The organism is Psychrobacillus vulpis, assembly GCF_006861825.1.
Taxonomy (GTDB): domain Bacteria; phylum Bacillota; class Bacilli; order Bacillales_A; family Planococcaceae; genus Psychrobacillus; species Psychrobacillus vulpis.
This window is the reverse complement of the sequence record NZ_VDGI01000001.1, coordinates 214,239-230,472: the sequence shown is the minus strand read 5'-3', so window position 1 is coordinate 230,472 and position 16,234 is coordinate 214,239. Positions and strand designations below refer to the sequence as shown.

Annotated in this window: 16 protein-coding genes; 10 read left to right on the top strand and 6 right to left on the bottom strand. The window is 36.3% G+C overall.

Annotation, left to right across the window (positions count from 1 at the left end; genetic code table 11):
• The first annotated feature begins 6 nt into the window (after positions 1–6).
• On the top strand, positions 7–417 hold the full coding sequence (locus FG384_RS01130; RefSeq protein WP_142640715.1) for an NUDIX hydrolase: 411 nt from the start codon (positions 7–9) through the stop codon (positions 415–417).
• A 13-nt stretch (positions 418–430) separates the two neighbouring features.
• On the opposite strand, the gene FG384_RS01125 is transcribed toward FG384_RS01130, so the two are convergent.
• Positions 431–1,084, bottom strand: coding sequence for a hypothetical protein (locus FG384_RS01125; protein ID WP_142640714.1), 654 nt, complete (start codon positions 1,082–1,084; stop codon positions 431–433).
• Positions 1,085–1,246: 162 nt separating this feature from the next.
• On the bottom strand, positions 1,247–2,005 hold the full coding sequence (locus tag FG384_RS01120; RefSeq protein ID WP_205961723.1) for a MerR family transcriptional regulator: 759 nt from the start codon (positions 2,003–2,005) through the stop codon (positions 1,247–1,249).
• A 210-nt stretch (positions 2,006–2,215) separates the two neighbouring features.
• Between FG384_RS01120 and FG384_RS01115 the strand changes: the two genes are divergently transcribed.
• A complete protein-coding gene (locus tag FG384_RS01115) occupies positions 2,216–2,791 on the top strand; it encodes a histidine phosphatase family protein (protein ID WP_142640712.1) in 576 nt (191 codons plus the stop codon).
• 11 nt (positions 2,792–2,802) lie between these two features.
• Entirely contained in the window at positions 2,803–3,303 is a 501-nt protein-coding gene (locus FG384_RS01110) for a cupin domain-containing protein (RefSeq protein WP_142640711.1), read from the top strand.
• A gap of 584 nt (positions 3,304–3,887) precedes the next feature.
• Here the strand turns inward: FG384_RS01110 and FG384_RS01105 are convergent.
• Entirely contained in the window at positions 3,888–4,817 is a 930-nt protein-coding gene (locus FG384_RS01105) for a DsbA family protein (RefSeq protein ID WP_240793308.1), read from the bottom strand.
• 17 nt (positions 4,818–4,834) lie between these two features.
• The gene (locus FG384_RS01100; RefSeq protein WP_142640710.1) at positions 4,835–5,155 is read right to left on the bottom strand and encodes a winged helix-turn-helix transcriptional regulator; all 321 of its coding nucleotides are present in this window, start codon (positions 5,153–5,155) and stop codon (positions 4,835–4,837) included.
• 148 nt (positions 5,156–5,303) lie between these two features.
• On the opposite strand from FG384_RS01100, the gene nagZ reads away from it, so the two are divergent.
• Together nagZ and FG384_RS01090 are read left to right on the top strand one after the other, a co-directional pair.
• Positions 5,304–6,968, top strand: a complete 1,665-nt coding sequence (gene nagZ / locus FG384_RS01095) for a beta-N-acetylhexosaminidase (RefSeq protein WP_240793307.1) — start codon at positions 5,304–5,306, stop codon at positions 6,966–6,968.
• Between the two features lie 13 nt (positions 6,969–6,981).
• Positions 6,982–7,752, top strand: coding sequence for an alpha/beta fold hydrolase (locus tag FG384_RS01090; protein WP_338101307.1), 771 nt, complete (start codon positions 6,982–6,984; stop codon positions 7,750–7,752).
• A gap of 581 nt (positions 7,753–8,333) precedes the next feature.
• Here FG384_RS01090 and FG384_RS01085 read toward each other — a convergent pair.
• Complete coding sequence (locus tag FG384_RS01085; protein WP_142640709.1) at positions 8,334–9,041, bottom strand: YetF domain-containing protein; 708 nt, start codon at positions 9,039–9,041, stop codon at positions 8,334–8,336.
• Positions 9,042–9,208: 167 nt separating this feature from the next.
• Between FG384_RS01085 and FG384_RS01080 the strand changes: the two genes are divergently transcribed.
• Positions 9,209–10,426, top strand: a complete 1,218-nt coding sequence (locus FG384_RS01080; RefSeq protein WP_142640708.1) for an MFS transporter — start codon at positions 9,209–9,211, stop codon at positions 10,424–10,426.
• An 89-nt stretch (positions 10,427–10,515) separates the two neighbouring features.
• Here FG384_RS01080 and FG384_RS01075 read toward each other — a convergent pair whose 3' ends face one another.
• Positions 10,516–11,199: a universal stress protein gene (locus tag FG384_RS01075; RefSeq protein ID WP_142640707.1), complete on the bottom strand. Its 684-nt coding sequence runs from the start codon at positions 11,197–11,199 to the stop codon at positions 10,516–10,518.
• A gap of 386 nt (positions 11,200–11,585) precedes the next feature.
• On the opposite strand from FG384_RS01075, the gene FG384_RS01070 reads away from it, so the two are divergent.
• The 4 genes from FG384_RS01070 to FG384_RS01055 are packed head-to-tail and all read left to right on the top strand — an operon-like array spanning position 11,586 to position 16,225.
• Positions 11,586–13,994, top strand: coding sequence for a Na+/H+ antiporter subunit A (locus FG384_RS01070; protein ID WP_142640706.1), 2,409 nt, complete (start codon positions 11,586–11,588; stop codon positions 13,992–13,994).
• Positions 13,984–14,406 carry a Na(+)/H(+) antiporter subunit B gene (locus tag FG384_RS01065; RefSeq protein ID WP_142640705.1) on the top strand — a complete coding sequence of 141 codons (423 nt, stop codon included), beginning with the start codon at positions 13,984–13,986 and terminating at the stop codon, positions 14,404–14,406. The genes FG384_RS01070 and FG384_RS01065 overlap by 11 nt, the downstream gene beginning before the upstream one ends.
• A 3-nt stretch (positions 14,407–14,409) precedes the next feature.
• Positions 14,410–14,748 carry a Na(+)/H(+) antiporter subunit C gene (locus FG384_RS01060; protein WP_142640704.1) on the top strand — a complete coding sequence of 113 codons (339 nt, stop codon included), beginning with the start codon at positions 14,410–14,412 and terminating at the stop codon, positions 14,746–14,748.
• Entirely contained in the window at positions 14,741–16,225 is a 1,485-nt protein-coding gene (locus FG384_RS01055) for a Na+/H+ antiporter subunit D (protein ID WP_142640703.1), read from the top strand. Before FG384_RS01060 ends, FG384_RS01055 begins: the two co-directional genes overlap by 8 nt.
• Positions 16,226–16,234: the final 9 nt, after the last annotated feature.

Genomic DNA, 16,234 nt, shown 5'->3' with positions numbered 1-16,234 from the left:
GTAAACATGTTTAAATGGCAAGGTGCAGCAGGCATTTGTATGAATGAAAAAAAAGAGGTACTGATGGTTCTTCAGGCAGCTCCAGGAGAAGAAAAGAAATGGACCGTCCCATCAGGAACAATGGAAGATGGAGAAACGTTTGAACAATGCTGCATAAGAGAGTTTTATGAAGAAACAGGATTTACAGTTCGTATTGTAGATAAAGTACAAAATAAGAATGGCGTCATTAGTGAATACGGAATTTCTTATTATGTAGAATACTTTCTAGTAGAAATAGAGAGTGGGGAGATAAAAATTCAAGATCCAGATGAATTTATTCATGAAATAGCTTGGAAGCCAATAGAGGAGCTATCGGAGTTATCACTTGCATATCCTGAGGATGTAGAAATAATCCAAACAGTCTTTTCGTCAAAATAAGATTTTTACAAAGTTAATTTATTTTCTTTTGGTCACTGCTATATACTTTAACTTCTAAAGAAGATTCTTTGATCCTCATCAAGGATTGAGCTTCTTTAGATTTTACGATTTGAAGAACTTTTTGTTCAATGTCCTTTGCAATAATTTTAGCACTCTCGTCCGAACTCAAAATGCTTGCCTTTATGTTTACAATAATTCTTTCGGAGCGATGAGCAACGCTGATATCATCTATATTATTAAAATCAGCTCTTAAATTTACAAGAAGTAAATGGAATATATCGTTTAACGTACTAGGGAATTGATTTCCTATTGGTAATGACTCCATTTTTAGTACCTCAACTGAGTAGTCCTTATACATGGTTTCTTTTGATAGTTCAGAAACAATAAACTCTATTTTTTCTCGCTCATTATTAATGCTTTGTTCTGAATCATTAATCGTTATTAAAATGGATTTACTTAGAGCGTTAAGACCAAGAGCACCAACCTTGTAATTTTCTTTCTTTAATGCTTGTAGTACTTCTTCTGAATAGATTGTATTATTCTTAAATATCAATTCGTTTGTTTTTTGAGCTTCAAAAGAAAACTTTGTGTTTATGAAATAGCCACCACCAACTATTACAAACGCCGTTAATAGTCCGCTTAATAAAACACTTCTTTTTTTCAGCACAAGCCCTCCTAAAAATACGTTTTTCTTAATGTATATGTATATTTAGATGAAGTATACAAATTAACATAACTTCATTTTGACTAAATAAACAGAAAAAACCTTTGGAATAACTTTACTAAAAAGCAATTACTCCAAAGATTATTATAGTCGAGATAAACTTTTTTAGTTTTTTGTATAAATCTGAACCGCATCTCTTAAAAATTCCGCAGCACCTGGTTGGATTTTGTCGTAGTAAGCAGTAAATCGTTCATCATCCACATACATTTGTGCGACACCTGCATGAGCTTCTTTTGTATACTGATCCCAATAATAGCTTAGCCATTGGCGATGTAGGTCTGCTGTTTTTTGTGCAAGTTCACCAGCTGGATCGCCAGCTGCCATCGCTGCTTTTAAACTCTCTGCAATTCTCTCTGCTAGGTTTGTCACTTCTTCGTGTTGTGCTTGAGTCATACCTTTTACTTTGGTATTGGACTTATTTACAGCATCTTCTCCATATTTTTCTCGAATTTCTTTCCCGTACTTTTTCTCATTTTCGTCCACAAGCTTTTGTTTAAAACCTTCAAATTTCTCTTTGTCGGTCATTGTAATTCTCCTCTCTGTTATTTGAATGGATTTATCAACATTTTCGATTAATAAATCCAATTGCGCTCTTTTTTCAAGCAATTTTTCTCGATGTTCTCTTAATGCAGTTGCTCCGTCAAATGACTCCGATGTCATAATTTCCTTAATACTATCTAAATTCACACCAAGTTCCCTATAAAACAAAATTTGTTGCAGTCGATCTACTTCCGATGAACCATAAATACGATAGCCAGATGAATTGATTCGCGCAGGTTTTAGCAAACCGATTTCATCATAATATCGAAGCGTCCGTGTACTGATTCCGGCCAGTTGACTAAGCTTTTGCACCGTATATTCCACACCATCACCTCCTAATAACTTCAGTCTAAACCTTTACGCAACGTCAAGGTCAAGTGGGAAAATAAATTTTTCATTTTTATTTTATTTCTTTATAATGGAAGAACATGAATGGGGATTTCATGTCAATAGGAAAATCATACAACAGTTACGTTCGCTCTCGATGAAATGCTGGTGTAGTGAATAATAACAAAATGTAAGGGGGATAATCATATGACAACAATAGGCTTTGTAAGACATGGTGTGACTGCTTGGAATAAAGAAGGAAGAGCTCAAGGAAATACAGATGTTCCACTCGATGACGAGGGCATCCAAATGGCAGAGCGAGTTGCTAATAGAATAGAAAAAGAAGAATGGGATGTTATTTATACAAGCCCATTAATTCGTGCAAAAAGAACTGCAGAAATAATTGCTGAAAAACAACAAGGCATCGATTTTCTTGTAGATAAGAGGCTAGGAGAAATCGGCGGGGGAATTATTGAAGGTACTACAGAGGAAGAACGTGTAGCTAAATGGGGAACTGCTTGGAGAGATTTGGAATTAGGATTTGAACCAGAAGAAGCTATTATTTCTAGAGGAATGTCTTTTATGGAAGAGATTAAAAATGCCCACCCTGGAAAAAGAGTATTAGTAGTCAGTCATGGAGGATTTATTGGAAGACTAATCAATGCACTTATTCCACAAGAAGAATTTTCAAGAGATATTGGAAACACGTCTGTTACAATAATCGAACTGCAAGATGAAAAAAAAATATGTCATCTTTTCAACTGTACAAAGCATTTAGAATAGGAGACTAGAAGATGGAAAGGGACGCAAGCTATTACATAAATCATTTGGGGTTAGAACCCCATCCAGAGGGCGGCTATTTTAAAAGCACTCACACTTCACAAGAATCGATAGATGCTTTTGGAACTACTAGAAAACTATTTACAAGTATTTACTTTTTACTTGGTGAAAATGATGTATCACATTTTCATCGATTAAAATCAGATGAACTTTGGTATTTCCACGGTGGCAGTCCACTAATAATTCATGTTATTGATGAAAAAGGTGAGTACTATGAGCATAAGCTAGGTCTGAACATTGAAAAAGGAGAATCCCCTCAAGTTATCGTTCCCAAAAATTCAATTTTTGGATCGTCCGTTGTTCACAATGGTGCATTTTCGCTCGTTGGTTGTATGGTTTCTCCAGGATTTGATTTTGATGACTTTGAACTTTTCACTCAAAGTGAATTACTAGAGAAATACCCAGAACACAAACAAGTAATTACTAAAATGGCGTACGAAATATTACCGGAATAAAAAAAGCCCTCAAGCAATTGCTACTTGAAGGCATTGCAGCTTGTCGACAAATGCATTTTTATGAATCAAAATGTATTAGAACATAGTAATTATTGTGCTTTTCCTGTAGCAATCGCTCCAGGCGGGCGCTTTCCGCAGGCTCGCGCCAAGCCTCGGGCCAACAGGATGTTGGTCATGAAGGCGTTGCCGCAGGACGCGGCGATCTTAGCCTTCCTACTACTTATAGCCTGTGGGGTCTTGGACTGTCTCGCTGTCCCGCAGGAGTCGTCGCCTTCCGCTTATTTTTAACTTCAATAAACAGAAAAGTGGACAATTAAAGCTTTTTCACTTTCAACTTTTGAAAAATAGGCAGGGCCCGCCACGGAGACTCCTGTGGGAAAAGCTTGAGCTGAAGACCCCGCAGCAAAGACACTGGCCGAACTTTATTTGGCCAGTGTCTTTGCAGTGACGAGGAGGTTGAAGCCAAGATCACGGGCGAAGTGGCGGGCCCCGCTGATTCACTTATACATCTCTATTCATTGTAAAACGAATTTGTCTACAGTCTGAAAAGCCCTCAAGCAACTGCTACTTGAGGGCTTTGTGCATTATTTATTCATTTTAATATATTTCTCTCCAAGGATTTCTTCTACTACATAGCTCCCTGTAGTTAATTCTTTCTCAACAAAGGCTACCACATCTTTTTGTTCCAAATTATATAATTCTTCGATTTCACGAGAGAATAACAGCCCATCTTTTTGAAGAACAGTTTTTAATGTTGGAGCATTTTTAGCTTGAATGTTTTCTTCAGGAAGCATCTGTTTTAGTGCTTCAATATAGTTTTCCAATGGACGAGCACCAACAACTTTTATACCTTTTTGTTCTTCGTTTAAGAAAACAATTGTTGGAAACCCTCGAACTCCTAGTCTGCCAGCCATTTGAAAATCTTCTTGTAGACTTTCTTGAGCAGCTGGAAGATGCGATTCTTTCACGATTTCTTCTCCATTGAGGCCAATTTCATTGATAATTTTGATTAGTATTTGATCGCTCCCAATGTTTTGATTGAAAGGGAATACTGCTTCTCTTGCTCTACGTAAGAACACAGGTGCTAAACTGTCGTCTTTTTGTTGAATTACTTTGTAAACGCGGGATGGAATATAAGACGATGTAACTGGATCTTCAAACCAAAAGGAACCATCGATTGGCATACGGGAGTGTTCTCCTACTTCTCTCCAATGTCCTGCAACATCTGCAGGGTCGGAAATTCCGTTGGAAACATCAGTGAAGCCATCCCATTTTTCAAGCAACCCACCCATTAAAGTATGCATGTTGAAATATTGGCCGTATTCTTCCATAAATTTACGCAATGTAGGCTCTAATGCCCAGCAATGAGAACAAATTGGATCGGTTACGTAGTATATATCGATTTTTTTGCTTGGTGCTGTTAAATCGATTAATTGTATTCCTGTATTTCCTTCCCCAACTGGACCGCAAATGCCCGTTTCTAAATCACACATCATTGGATTTTTGTTTGTCATATTTTTTCCCCTTTTCTTTAATTTTCTAAAGTAATATGTTGTTTAGCCCAGGCGTGTACAGGCTTAAGTGCTTCAGCAAGTTCCTGTCCAGCGGTAGTTAGGTGATACGAAATATTTACTGAGGATTCTACCGTCATTTTTTTCTCTACTAAACCATGCTCTGCAAGTTCTGTCAGTTTGAGAGATAAAGCACGAGAAGTAATATCGGTTAAATCTTTTTTCATATCTGAAAAGTGAGCTGTATAATCAGGACAGCTAAATAAGTAATGAACGATTAAACCGTTCCAACGTCTTCCTAGTATTTGAAATGATGATTCTAAATATGGACAAATTTTCATCTTATTCATCCCTCGTTTCTAATTTCATTATAATTAGATATAAAAAATATATCAAGTATAAAAAATATATTATAAATAAAATAGAGGAATAAAGGCTAAGATTATGGAAATAGAAAATAGGGTATACCACTAGTTGGGAGGTTTATGTGTGATTAAAAAAATATTGCTGATTCTCGTATTGTTTTTAGTAATCGCGGTTGTTGTGATGGTTATAGAAAATAATAAAGAGAAGAAGGGAGTTATCCATAGTGAGGATTCTATGATGGACCTAGAAAAACCTTCAGAAGTGGAATCCCTTGTCATGCTCATATTTGAACTAGCAAAAAAAGGGCAAACATTGGATGTTCCATTCATTGTAGGAGAAACGAATATTCAGGAAGTACATGAATTATGGGGAACTCCAGACAAAAGTAGTGAACTTACAATGGCTACATACGAGGACTATGTATCTAAATCCACGGCAATTGGTTATCGAACCAATTCTGTTTTTGATATTCGATCTAACGGAGTGTCTGTCCAGCAAATTTACTTAAATGATATTAAAACGATTAAAGGAAAAGCTGATGAGATACGCAGCTATCAAGATGACGAAGTAAATCAAATAATTCTTGTCTACAATGTTACCTCTACATATCAACTTAAGTGGGTTTTACCGAAACCTACAGAAAATAATCCGAACCCATCCGTCGATCATATATCTGTTGTCACGGATGTAAAAACGGGTATTGTACAAGAAAATCCAGCAATATCTAAGATGAGTCTAGAGGAGAAAATTGGACAAATGATATTTGCTGGTATTCAAGGAACGGATTTATCTGAAGAGACGAAGCGTTTAATTTCAACAGATAAAGTAGGGGGAATCATTTTTTTTAAAGACAATTTGAAAGAAGCTAATCAAACAGTTGCTTTATTGAATGTGATTAAATCAGAAAGTAATAAAGAAAAATTTCCACTATTTTTAGGTGTCGATCAGGAGGGGGGGAGAATTACTCGATTACCGGGACTAAGTAGGCTTCCTACAAACGAAGAAATAGGCAAGCAAAATGATCCTTCGTATTCTTATAGCATAGGTGCTCATTTAGGAGAACAACTGAATGCATTTGGTTTCAATATTGATTTTGCACCGGTACTGGATGTGAATAGTAATCCTAAAAATCCGGTTATTGGGGATCGTTCTTTTGGAAATAATCCTAACATAGTTAGTGAACTAGGCATACAGACGATGCAAGGGATTCAGAGTCAAAACGTAATTTCTGTGGTGAAGCATTTTCCAGGACATGGAGATACGGCAGAAGATTCTCATAAAGAGCTTCCAGTAATTAGAAAAAGTTTAGAGGAATTAAATAAACTAGAATTAATTCCTTTTAAAAATGCTTTGGAAGATGGAGCGGATGTCGTCATGGTTGCTCATATCCTACTTCCCAAGATTGACCCGAACTTTCCATCTTCTATGTCCCATGAAATTATTACAGGTATATTGAGAGAACAGATGCAGTTTGATGGGGTAATAATGACAGACGATATGACGATGAATGCAATATTAGGCAATTATAAAATCGACCAAGCAGCTGTTGAGGCAGTGAAGGCAGGAAACGATATTGTTTTAATAGCTCATGACTATACAAACGTGAAAAAAACAATCGAAGCTATTGTAAGAGCAGTAAAAGATGGTGAAATTTCAGAGGAAAGTATTAACGAAAGTGTGAATCGTATTCTCTCGTTGAAAGAAAAATACAATCTAGCGAACGAAAAAGTAGATGAAGTAGATTTACAGCAGCTGAATAAAGATATTGAAAAGTTATTGCGTAAATAAGGAGATGGAAGAAATGCACTTACAAATCAACGAATCAAAGGTAACATACAGAGACGAAGGAGAAGGGGAGGCAATTTTACTGATTCATGGATTTTGTGGTAGTTCAGAGTATTGGAACAACATTATCCCTGAATTGAAAAATATGTTTCGTGTCCTCGCAATAGATTTACCAGGACATGGAGGATCTGCGGCTCAAGGTAATGTCAATACAATCGAACAGTATGCCACTTTTATTAAAGATTTTTTAGATTCGTTAAATATAGAGAAAGTAACAATGTATGGTCATTCTTTAGGAGGATATATTACATTAGCATTTGCAGAAGCATATCATGAACGGTTAAGCGCTTTTTCACTAATCCATTCCACAGGATTTCCAGATTCGGAAGAGGCTAAAAAAGGAAGGATTACTTCTACACAAAAAATTGACAGTGAAGGAATCGAAGCTTTTATAGAAGGACTAGTGCCAAAGTTGTTTTCACCTGATAATTTAGAAAGCCAGCAAGAGAACATGAAGGAAGTGAAAAAAATAGGATATGAAACTTCTTCAGAGGGAGCTAAAAATGCTCTAAATGCAATGAAAGAAAGAAAAGATCGTCGAGATATTTTAGATAATACAACGTTACCTGTGCTTTTATTAGCTGGAGATGCTGATCAATTAATTCCAAATGAAAATACTTTTTCTGCAAATGGAGAGAATATAACAAAAGTGCTTTTACCAGGTGTCGGGCATATGAGTATGTACGAAGCACCAAAGTCACTTGTCAATGCTATGAAGGCATTCTAAATTTAATGAAAAAGGACTTCCCGAAATAGGAAGTCCTTTCAGACTGTCGACAAATGCCTTTTTATGAGTCAAAAAGTATTAAGAACATAGTGATTATCGTGCTTTTACTGTAGCACTTGCTCCAGGGGGACGCTTTCCGCGGGCTCGCGCCAAGTCTCGGGCCAACAGGATGTTGGTCATGATGGCGTTGCCGCAAAAGTTCTTTTGCGATGAGCTTTGCGCAGGAGCAGGACGCGGCGATCTTAGCCTTCCTACTTATTGCCTGCGGGGTCTTGGACTGTCTCGCTGTTTCACAGGAGTCGCCACCTTCCGCTATTTTTATCATCAATATACTGAAAAGTGGACAATAGCCTTTTTACTTGATGAAATAGGATAGTCAAACCGGAATTTTTTCAGATATTCCAAGAAACATTGACTGATAACAGGATATACACATTTCCACTTTCAATTTTTGAAAAATAGGCAGGGCCTGCCACGGAAAGCGAAGTGGCCGGCCCTGCTGATTCTTATACATTTCTATTCTCATTGTAAAACGAATTTGTCTATAACCTGAAAGGACTTCCCAAATGAAGGAAGTCCTTTTATATCCCGTTTTTTCTTAGGCTAATATATAAAGATCCATTTGTTTGGAGTTGTGCATAGAAGACATCTTCAACGGATTCTATTCCTTTTTTACGCAGTTTTCGCATTACCCATTCTTCAGTTAAATCTAACTCGAGTAAATTTTTTTGTACAATTTTACCGTCTGAAATAATTTCAGATGGCATAAAAGTTGGAAGTGTAGTTGTTGCTTTTACATCAAGCTTCGTGGCTTCTTGTTGTTCCACCTTTTTGAAAACACTTAACTCGCCATTTGTTTCAAGCACTGCGTAATGAACATCTTGAATAGAAAAAATAGACTGTTCTCTGAGCATCATTAATAAATCATCCATATGTAAACGAGCGGATTTTAATGATTTTACAGATAGCTCTCCATCTTTAATGACAATAGTAGGTTCATCGTCGATAAGAACACGTGCTTTTGCTGATTTCAATGCAATGAAGCTTAATAGCCATGTAAGGAAAGTCCACCAAATTAGCGAAATAAGCCCATCGATAAAAGGAGTTTCCTTTTGCGACGCAAGATCAGCGGCGATAGATCCAATAGTAATCCCTGTAATGTAGTGGAAGAATGTAAGTTGACTGAGCTGTTTTTTTCCTAAAATGCGTGCTAAGATCAGTAATGCTACAAAAGAAACGGTTGTTCTTATGATCATTTCCCAAAAGTTTATGTCGAAAAACTTATCCATTCATATTCAAACTCCTTTTTAAAAATGGCTTCCGTATAGTGTTTCCTAAAGATTAGTACCTATTCCCTTTTTTCGCCGATAATTATTTCACTTGAATTGTCGAAATTTACGTTATAATAAATTTATTGCATAAATTATTCGAGTATAGAAAGAATGTGTCGAAAAATATGTCTACTGGAAATGCCACACATAAATTAGGAAATCCGGTTTATCCCATCATGTTTGCAATCGGGCTTTGTCATTTATTTAATGATTCTCTTCAAGCAGTTATCCCAGCAATGTTCCCTGTACTAGAAAGGGACATGGGTCTAACATTTACACAATTAGGTTTAATTTCTTTTGTATTAAATATAGTGGCTTCTGTTTTACAACCAGTCGTTGGTTTTATAAGTGATAAAAAGCCGATGCCTTATGCTCTTCCACTAGGTATGGTGAGCTCTTTTGTTGGTATGGCAGGACTTGCGCTTGCACCACAGTATTGGATGATTCTTCTATCAGTTATCTTTTTAGGGTTTGGTTCAGCTATTTTTCATCCAGAAGGATCACGAGTTTCGTTTATGGCTGCAGGTTCTAAAAGAGGGCTTTCGCAGTCTATCTATCAAGTTGGGGGAAATTCAGGACAAGCTCTTGCACCGCTAATCAGTGCATTTATTTTATTACCTCTCGGTCAAATAGGAGCAGCCCTTTTTTTAATCGTAGCTGGGGTAGGGATCTTCTTATTAACGAAAATCTCTATTTGGTATAAGAAACAACTAGAACAAGAAAGCTTAGCTAAAAAGAAAAAAACGATTCTTTCTTCTTTGCCAGAACTTACTAAAAAACAAGTGGGAGTTGCCTTAACTTTACTACTTATAATCATTTTCGCAAGGTCCTTTTATGTAACGAATATGACAAGTTTTTATATATTTCATTTAAAGGAGCATTATAATTTTCCAACCGAAAAAGGACAGCTATTTATTTTTATCTTCCTTGCGCTTGGTGCAGTCGGAACATTTTTTGGAGGACCAATGGCAGATCGATTAGGTAGAAAAAATGTGATCTTACTATCCATTATTGTACCAATTCCATTTTGCTTGATTTTACCCTATGTTCCATTATTCGCAGTTGTCGTATCACTTATTCTCATCGGATTTTTTATCATGCTTAGTTTTTCCGTAACTGTTGTTTATGCACAGGAACTTGTACCAAGTAAAATCGGCACAATGGCAGGTTTGACTGTTGGGCTTGCGTTTGGAATGGGAGCAATCGGGGCAGTAGTAATAGGTATTTTAATGGATCATGTTGGCGTATACGACACGATGATTATTGTGTCAACGTTACCACTTATAGGATTAGTAGCGCTTTGGTTGCCTAAAGATAGAAAAATCACAGTTCAGAGACCATAACATCCAAGGACAATATACAAAATCCACGGACCAATTGTAAATTGTTCTGTAAAAAAAAGGAGACTCTTAGAGTCTTCTTTTTTAGAACTTTAATGTGCTTTTACACTACATCCGTCGGGAACTTGTGTTGAATCTGTTACTAGGTTCTCGTGAATATGAACTTGATGCATCTTATTGTTATGCATAAATTTAAATATTCCATTATCAAAATCAGTACCAATTTCTTTAAAGAAGATTCCTTCTTGACACATATTCTTAGCGCAAGTGAAGGATACTTTATACGTATCACCTTCTGCAACTAAATATGCACGAACCCCTTTTTCAAAAATGCCATCTTCCTCATCTTTGACAGAGCGTTCCACAGACACAACGTGGAAGTCTACAAAAGGAATTTCTCTTAATAAAACATTCATAAAAGAGCCTTTCGTAATTTCTTCCCATCTGCTCTGAGCAGTTTGTCCAATTACAATTTGGGTAATATTAAGTTGGTGAGCAACTTCTTTAATAACCTTACTGGAAGGACGTCTTTCATTATCGCGGATAATAAATTCCTCTACCTCTAATTCCTCCGCGAGATTTCTCCATTGTTCAATATAACCTGATTTTTCAGCGTCGAATGCATCGTATGGAAGTGGATCTACGGTTAATATATAGAGTGGGCAATCTAACATAGAAGCCATTTTATGTCCTCGTCTAATCAGACGTTCACCGTTTGGTCCATAATATACGCAGACTAGTAAACTCTCGTCCATTCGACCTTTAGCATGCTTCATGGTAGTCTACACCTCTTTTTTATTAGTATTCTGTATTTATTTTTAAGTTTATAATTGTTGAATTGTTTAATGATAAAACACTTCAAGTGCAAGTAAGGCTTTTTTAGTGTATAATTTTTAGTGTATATTCATACACATTCACTCGATAAAAGTACCAACAGTATAGATGATAACGTCATTTCACTCGATAGTGAAAAGCATTTTTCATACTTTTCAATTACTCATGCAATGTTAAACACCTCAAATTCCCCTGAAGTACATAAGGACTCCATATGGATTCCTATTATGCAACTAGATTCTAGTATAGTCAAGCATCTCATAAAAAAGAAATCAATCTTATTTAACTCGGAATTCCCACATATTATTTTGAAGTAGGAGGCTATCATTTGTTTTCAGTTAATTTTGCAATCATTTTTCCATTTATAATAGCTGCACTAGTACCTTTTTTGTATAGGCGTATCAAATTTGTCCATATCGGTTGGTTTGTTATGCTAGTACCTATCACTTTGTTTATTCTTCTTGCTAGGCTAATTCCCTCGGTAGCAAGTGGAAAAACATTCTTCCATACATATAATTGGATTCCCTCATTAGATATTAACTTCACTACTTATTTAGATGGTCTAAGTATGATATTTGGATTACTTATAACTGGTGTAGGTAGTTTAGTCATTCTATACTCTATTTTCTATCTTTCTACAAAAGAATCTCTTCAACATTTTTATAGTTACTTATTATTATTTATGGGTGCCATGCTTGGGGTTGTTTTTTCAGACAACTTAATGGTTTTATATGTATTTTGGGAACTAACAAGTGTTTCTTCTTTCTTATTAATTGCCTTCTGGAATCATCGTAAAGCCTCAAGACAAGGAGCTCAAAAAGCAATGCTCATCACTGTAAGTGGTGGAGTAGCTATGCTAGTAGGATTTATAATGCTACATACGATGACAGGTACATTTAGTGTTCGAGAGATTGTATTAAGTATTAGAGATTTCACAGATCATACGTTGTTTCTTCCAACGATGATATTAGTATTATTAGGTGCTTTTACAAAATCAGCGCAATTCCCATTTCATATTTGGCTTCCAGATGCAATGGAAGCTCCAACTCCCGTTAGTGCTTATTTGCATTCTGCAACGATGGTAAAGGCGGGGATATACTTAGTCGCTCGTTTTACTCCTGTTTTTGGAGGGGACCAAGTTTGGTTTTGGTCGGTAAGTGTCATTGGGATGATGACGATGTTTTGGGGTTCCTTTAACGCAGTTCGTCAACCTGATTTGAAAGCTTTACTAGCCTACTCTACAATTAGTCAGCTTGGCTTAATAATGAGTCTACTTGGTTTAGGATCGATCGCACTAAATATTGGTTATTCAGCCGATTCTATTATTTACACACAAGCAACATTCGCTGCACTGTTTCATTTGATTAACCATTCCACTTTTAAAGGAGCGCTATTTATGGTCGTTGGAATTGTCGATCATGAGCTCGGGACACGTGATATTAGAAGACTTGGTGGATTATTTACGTTAATGCCTTTTACATTTACTATTGCGGTGATCGGTGGCTTGTCGATGGCGGGACTTCCACCGTTCAATGGCTTCTTAAGTAAAGAGATGTTTTTTGCAGCTACGGTACAAATTAGTAATGCGGATGTTTTTTCATTGCAAACCTTTGGTGTTATTTTCCCTATTGTTGCATGGATAGCGAGTATTTTTACGTTTGTTTATTGTTTAATTTTCATTATTAAAACCTTTTTAGGTCCAGCACAACCAGAAAAATTAGACAAGCCTATTCATGAAGCACCAGTTGGTATGCTTATTTCCCCTTTGATATTGTGTGCTTTTGTAGTAGGAATTTTCTTTTTCCCAGACTTATTAGGTAAATATATACTTCAGCCATCGATGGCAAGTGTTTATCCTACTTTTGGAGATCCAAAAGAGCTAACACCTTCTATTTACGCATGGCATGGGTTTAATGCGGAACTTATGATGACAATTGGTGTGATTGTAATTGGGGCTCTATTATATAACCAACTTAAGAAATGGAAGCCTGTGTATGGATTATTTTCGCAAAAGTATACGTTTAATATGTTATACAATAGCATGCTATCATCCACAGAAAAAGGTTCTACTATTGTTACTAAAGGGTATATGACTGGTTTTTTACGTGACTATTTAGTTTATATATTTGTGTTTTTTATTGTAACAGTTGGAGGCTTTTTGTTTTATTCAGGAGCGTTTTCTATTGATATATCTACGGATGCTTCGATAAGAGTGTACGAGGCGATACTAGTTGGGGTTATGGCAGTTGCTGCTGTAGCGATGCTTTTTGCAAAGTCAAGGATTACAGCAACGTTGCTAAACGGTGTATTAGGATATTCTATTGCAATCTTTTTCGTTATCTTCCGGGCACCTGATTTAGCTTTAACGCAGCTTGTAGTGGAATCGGTAACGACTGCATTATTTCTTTTATGCTTTTACTTTTTACCAGAGTGGAAGAGAGAAACCTCATCTTCCAAAACAAAACTTACAAATGCAATTGTTTCAATTGGTGTCGGGGTAGTTGTCATGCTTGTTGCATTTTCGGTATTGAACTACGAGAAGTTTGAAACAATTTCTCGATACTTTGAAAATGCATATGAATTAGCAGGTGGAGCTAATATTGTAAATGCAATATTAGGAGACTTTCGAGGATTTGATACGATGCTAGAGGTAGTCGTTCTCTTTATAGCTGGCTTAGGTATTTTCACTATGATTAAGCTCCGAGCGAAAAAGGAGGATGCAGATATTGAGAATTAATGATGTCATATTACGGACAGTGACTAAAATAGTTGTATTTATCATATTGACCTTTGGAGTGTATTTATTCTTGTCAGGTCATAATACGCCTGGTGGCGGATTTATCGGAGGACTAGTATTAGCTTCGGCATTTGTGCTTTTGTATTTATCGAGTGATATAGAATCTGTTCAAAAGAGTCTTCCTCTCGATTTTAAAATGGTTGCTGCATTCGGAGTATTGCTTGCGACTTCCACAGGATTTGGTTCACTGCTACTAGGAGTACCATTTCTCTCACAAACATTTGCCTATTTTGATTTGCCTATTTTCGGCAAAACAGAGCTAACAACTGTAACCATTTTTGAAGCGGGTGTAGCGTTAGCTGTTGTAGGAGTAGTTGTTACGATTATTTTAAGTATAAGTGAGGATGAATAGCGTATGGAAACGTTGATAATTATTTTAATAGGAATTTTAACTGCAGTTGCAACGTATTTAATCCTCTCAAGAAATATTATACGGGTAATTCTAGGAACTGCTGTATTTTCTCATGCAGTCCATTTACTAATCTTAACAATGGGTGGTTTGAAAAAAGGAAGTGTTCCTTTATTGAAAGAAGCGGATGCACCTTATACGGATGCACTTCCACAAGCATTGATATTAACTGCAATTGTTATTAGCTTTGCAGTAACTGCTTTTATCCTTGTGTTAGCGTATCGGGCATATCAGGACCTTGGTTCAGATGATCTTCATGCATTGAGAGGAACAAACGATGAATAATATTATTGTTTTACCATTAATCCTCCCTATTATGGTAGGGGTTTTACTCGTATTTCTTCGTCCGTATATTCGTTTACAGCGAATAATTAGTTTGCTGACGATGATTGGAGTTGCTTGTATTAGTGTATATATTTTAAACAGAATTCAAACAGAAGGTATTATGCGATTAGATTTTGGTGGCTGGAAGCCGCCTTTTGGAATTCTATTTGTGGCAGATTCTTTTTCTGCATTACTAGTGCTAACTGCTAGTGTTGTGACGGCTATCTGCTTAATATATGCATTTTCTTCTATCGGAGAAAGACATGAAAGAATGTTTTTCTACCCATTTATTTTGTTTTTAGTAGCTGGAGTTAATGGATCCTTTTTAACAGGTGATTTATTTAACTTATTTGTTTGTTTTGAGGTGATGTTATTAGCGTCCTATGTTTTAGTGACGTTGGGTGGTGAAAAGGCACAATTAAGAGAATCCATTAAATACGTAGTGATCAATATACTTTCTTCTTGGTTCTTCTTAGTAGCACTTGCTTATCTTTATGGTACAGTGGGAACTTTGAACATGGCTCATATTTCCGAAAGAGTTGCAGAAGCAGGTCAAGGACCACTTTTGACAACCGTTAGTATTCTCTTTTTAATCGTTTTTAGTTTAAAAGCTGGATTGCTATTATTTTTCTGGCTACCAGGATCCTATAGTGCCCCTCCAACAGTGATAGCTGCATTATTCGGTGCACTTTTAACAAAAGTAGGGATATATGCATTATTCCGCACATTTACATTGATTTTCTACCATGAACCTTCGATTACACATAACTTAATAGGGATTATGGCTGGAATCACTTTAATAGTCGGATGTATGGGTGCAGTTGCGTATAAAGATGTCAGGCAAATAGCTTCATATAATGTTGTTATAGCGGTTGGTTTTATGTTGATTGGATTGGCTGTTGGAACACAAACATCGTTGGAAGGTTCCATTTACTATATTATTCATGACATGATTGCCAAAGCGATGTTATTTTTACTTGTTGGTACAATGATTGTTCTTACTGGAGTAACAAAGTTTGACCAAATGAGTGGACTTATTCGAAATTATCCGTTGTTTAGTTGGATGTTTTTTGTTGTGACATGTTCCCTTGCAGGAATTCCTCCTCTAAGTGGATTTGTTGGAAAAGTACTAGTGGGACAAGGGGCTATTGAAAACGGCTCATACGTTTTAGTAGCTCTCGCATTTATTTCTAGTGTCGTTGTATTATATTCGCTACTTCGTATTTTCTTAAATTCTATCTTTGGTGAAACGATTATTAGCCCGGAAGATGAATTGCCATTGAAGAAAGGATTACTTATTCCAATTGTACTGCTTGGTATCGGAACGATTTCCCTTGGACTTGAGGCTGAAGTGTTGTCTAGTTATGTGAGTGATGCAGCAAACACATTATTCAATCCTTCTATTTATATTGATGCAGTTTTAAGTGGAAACAAGTAATGGAAGAGG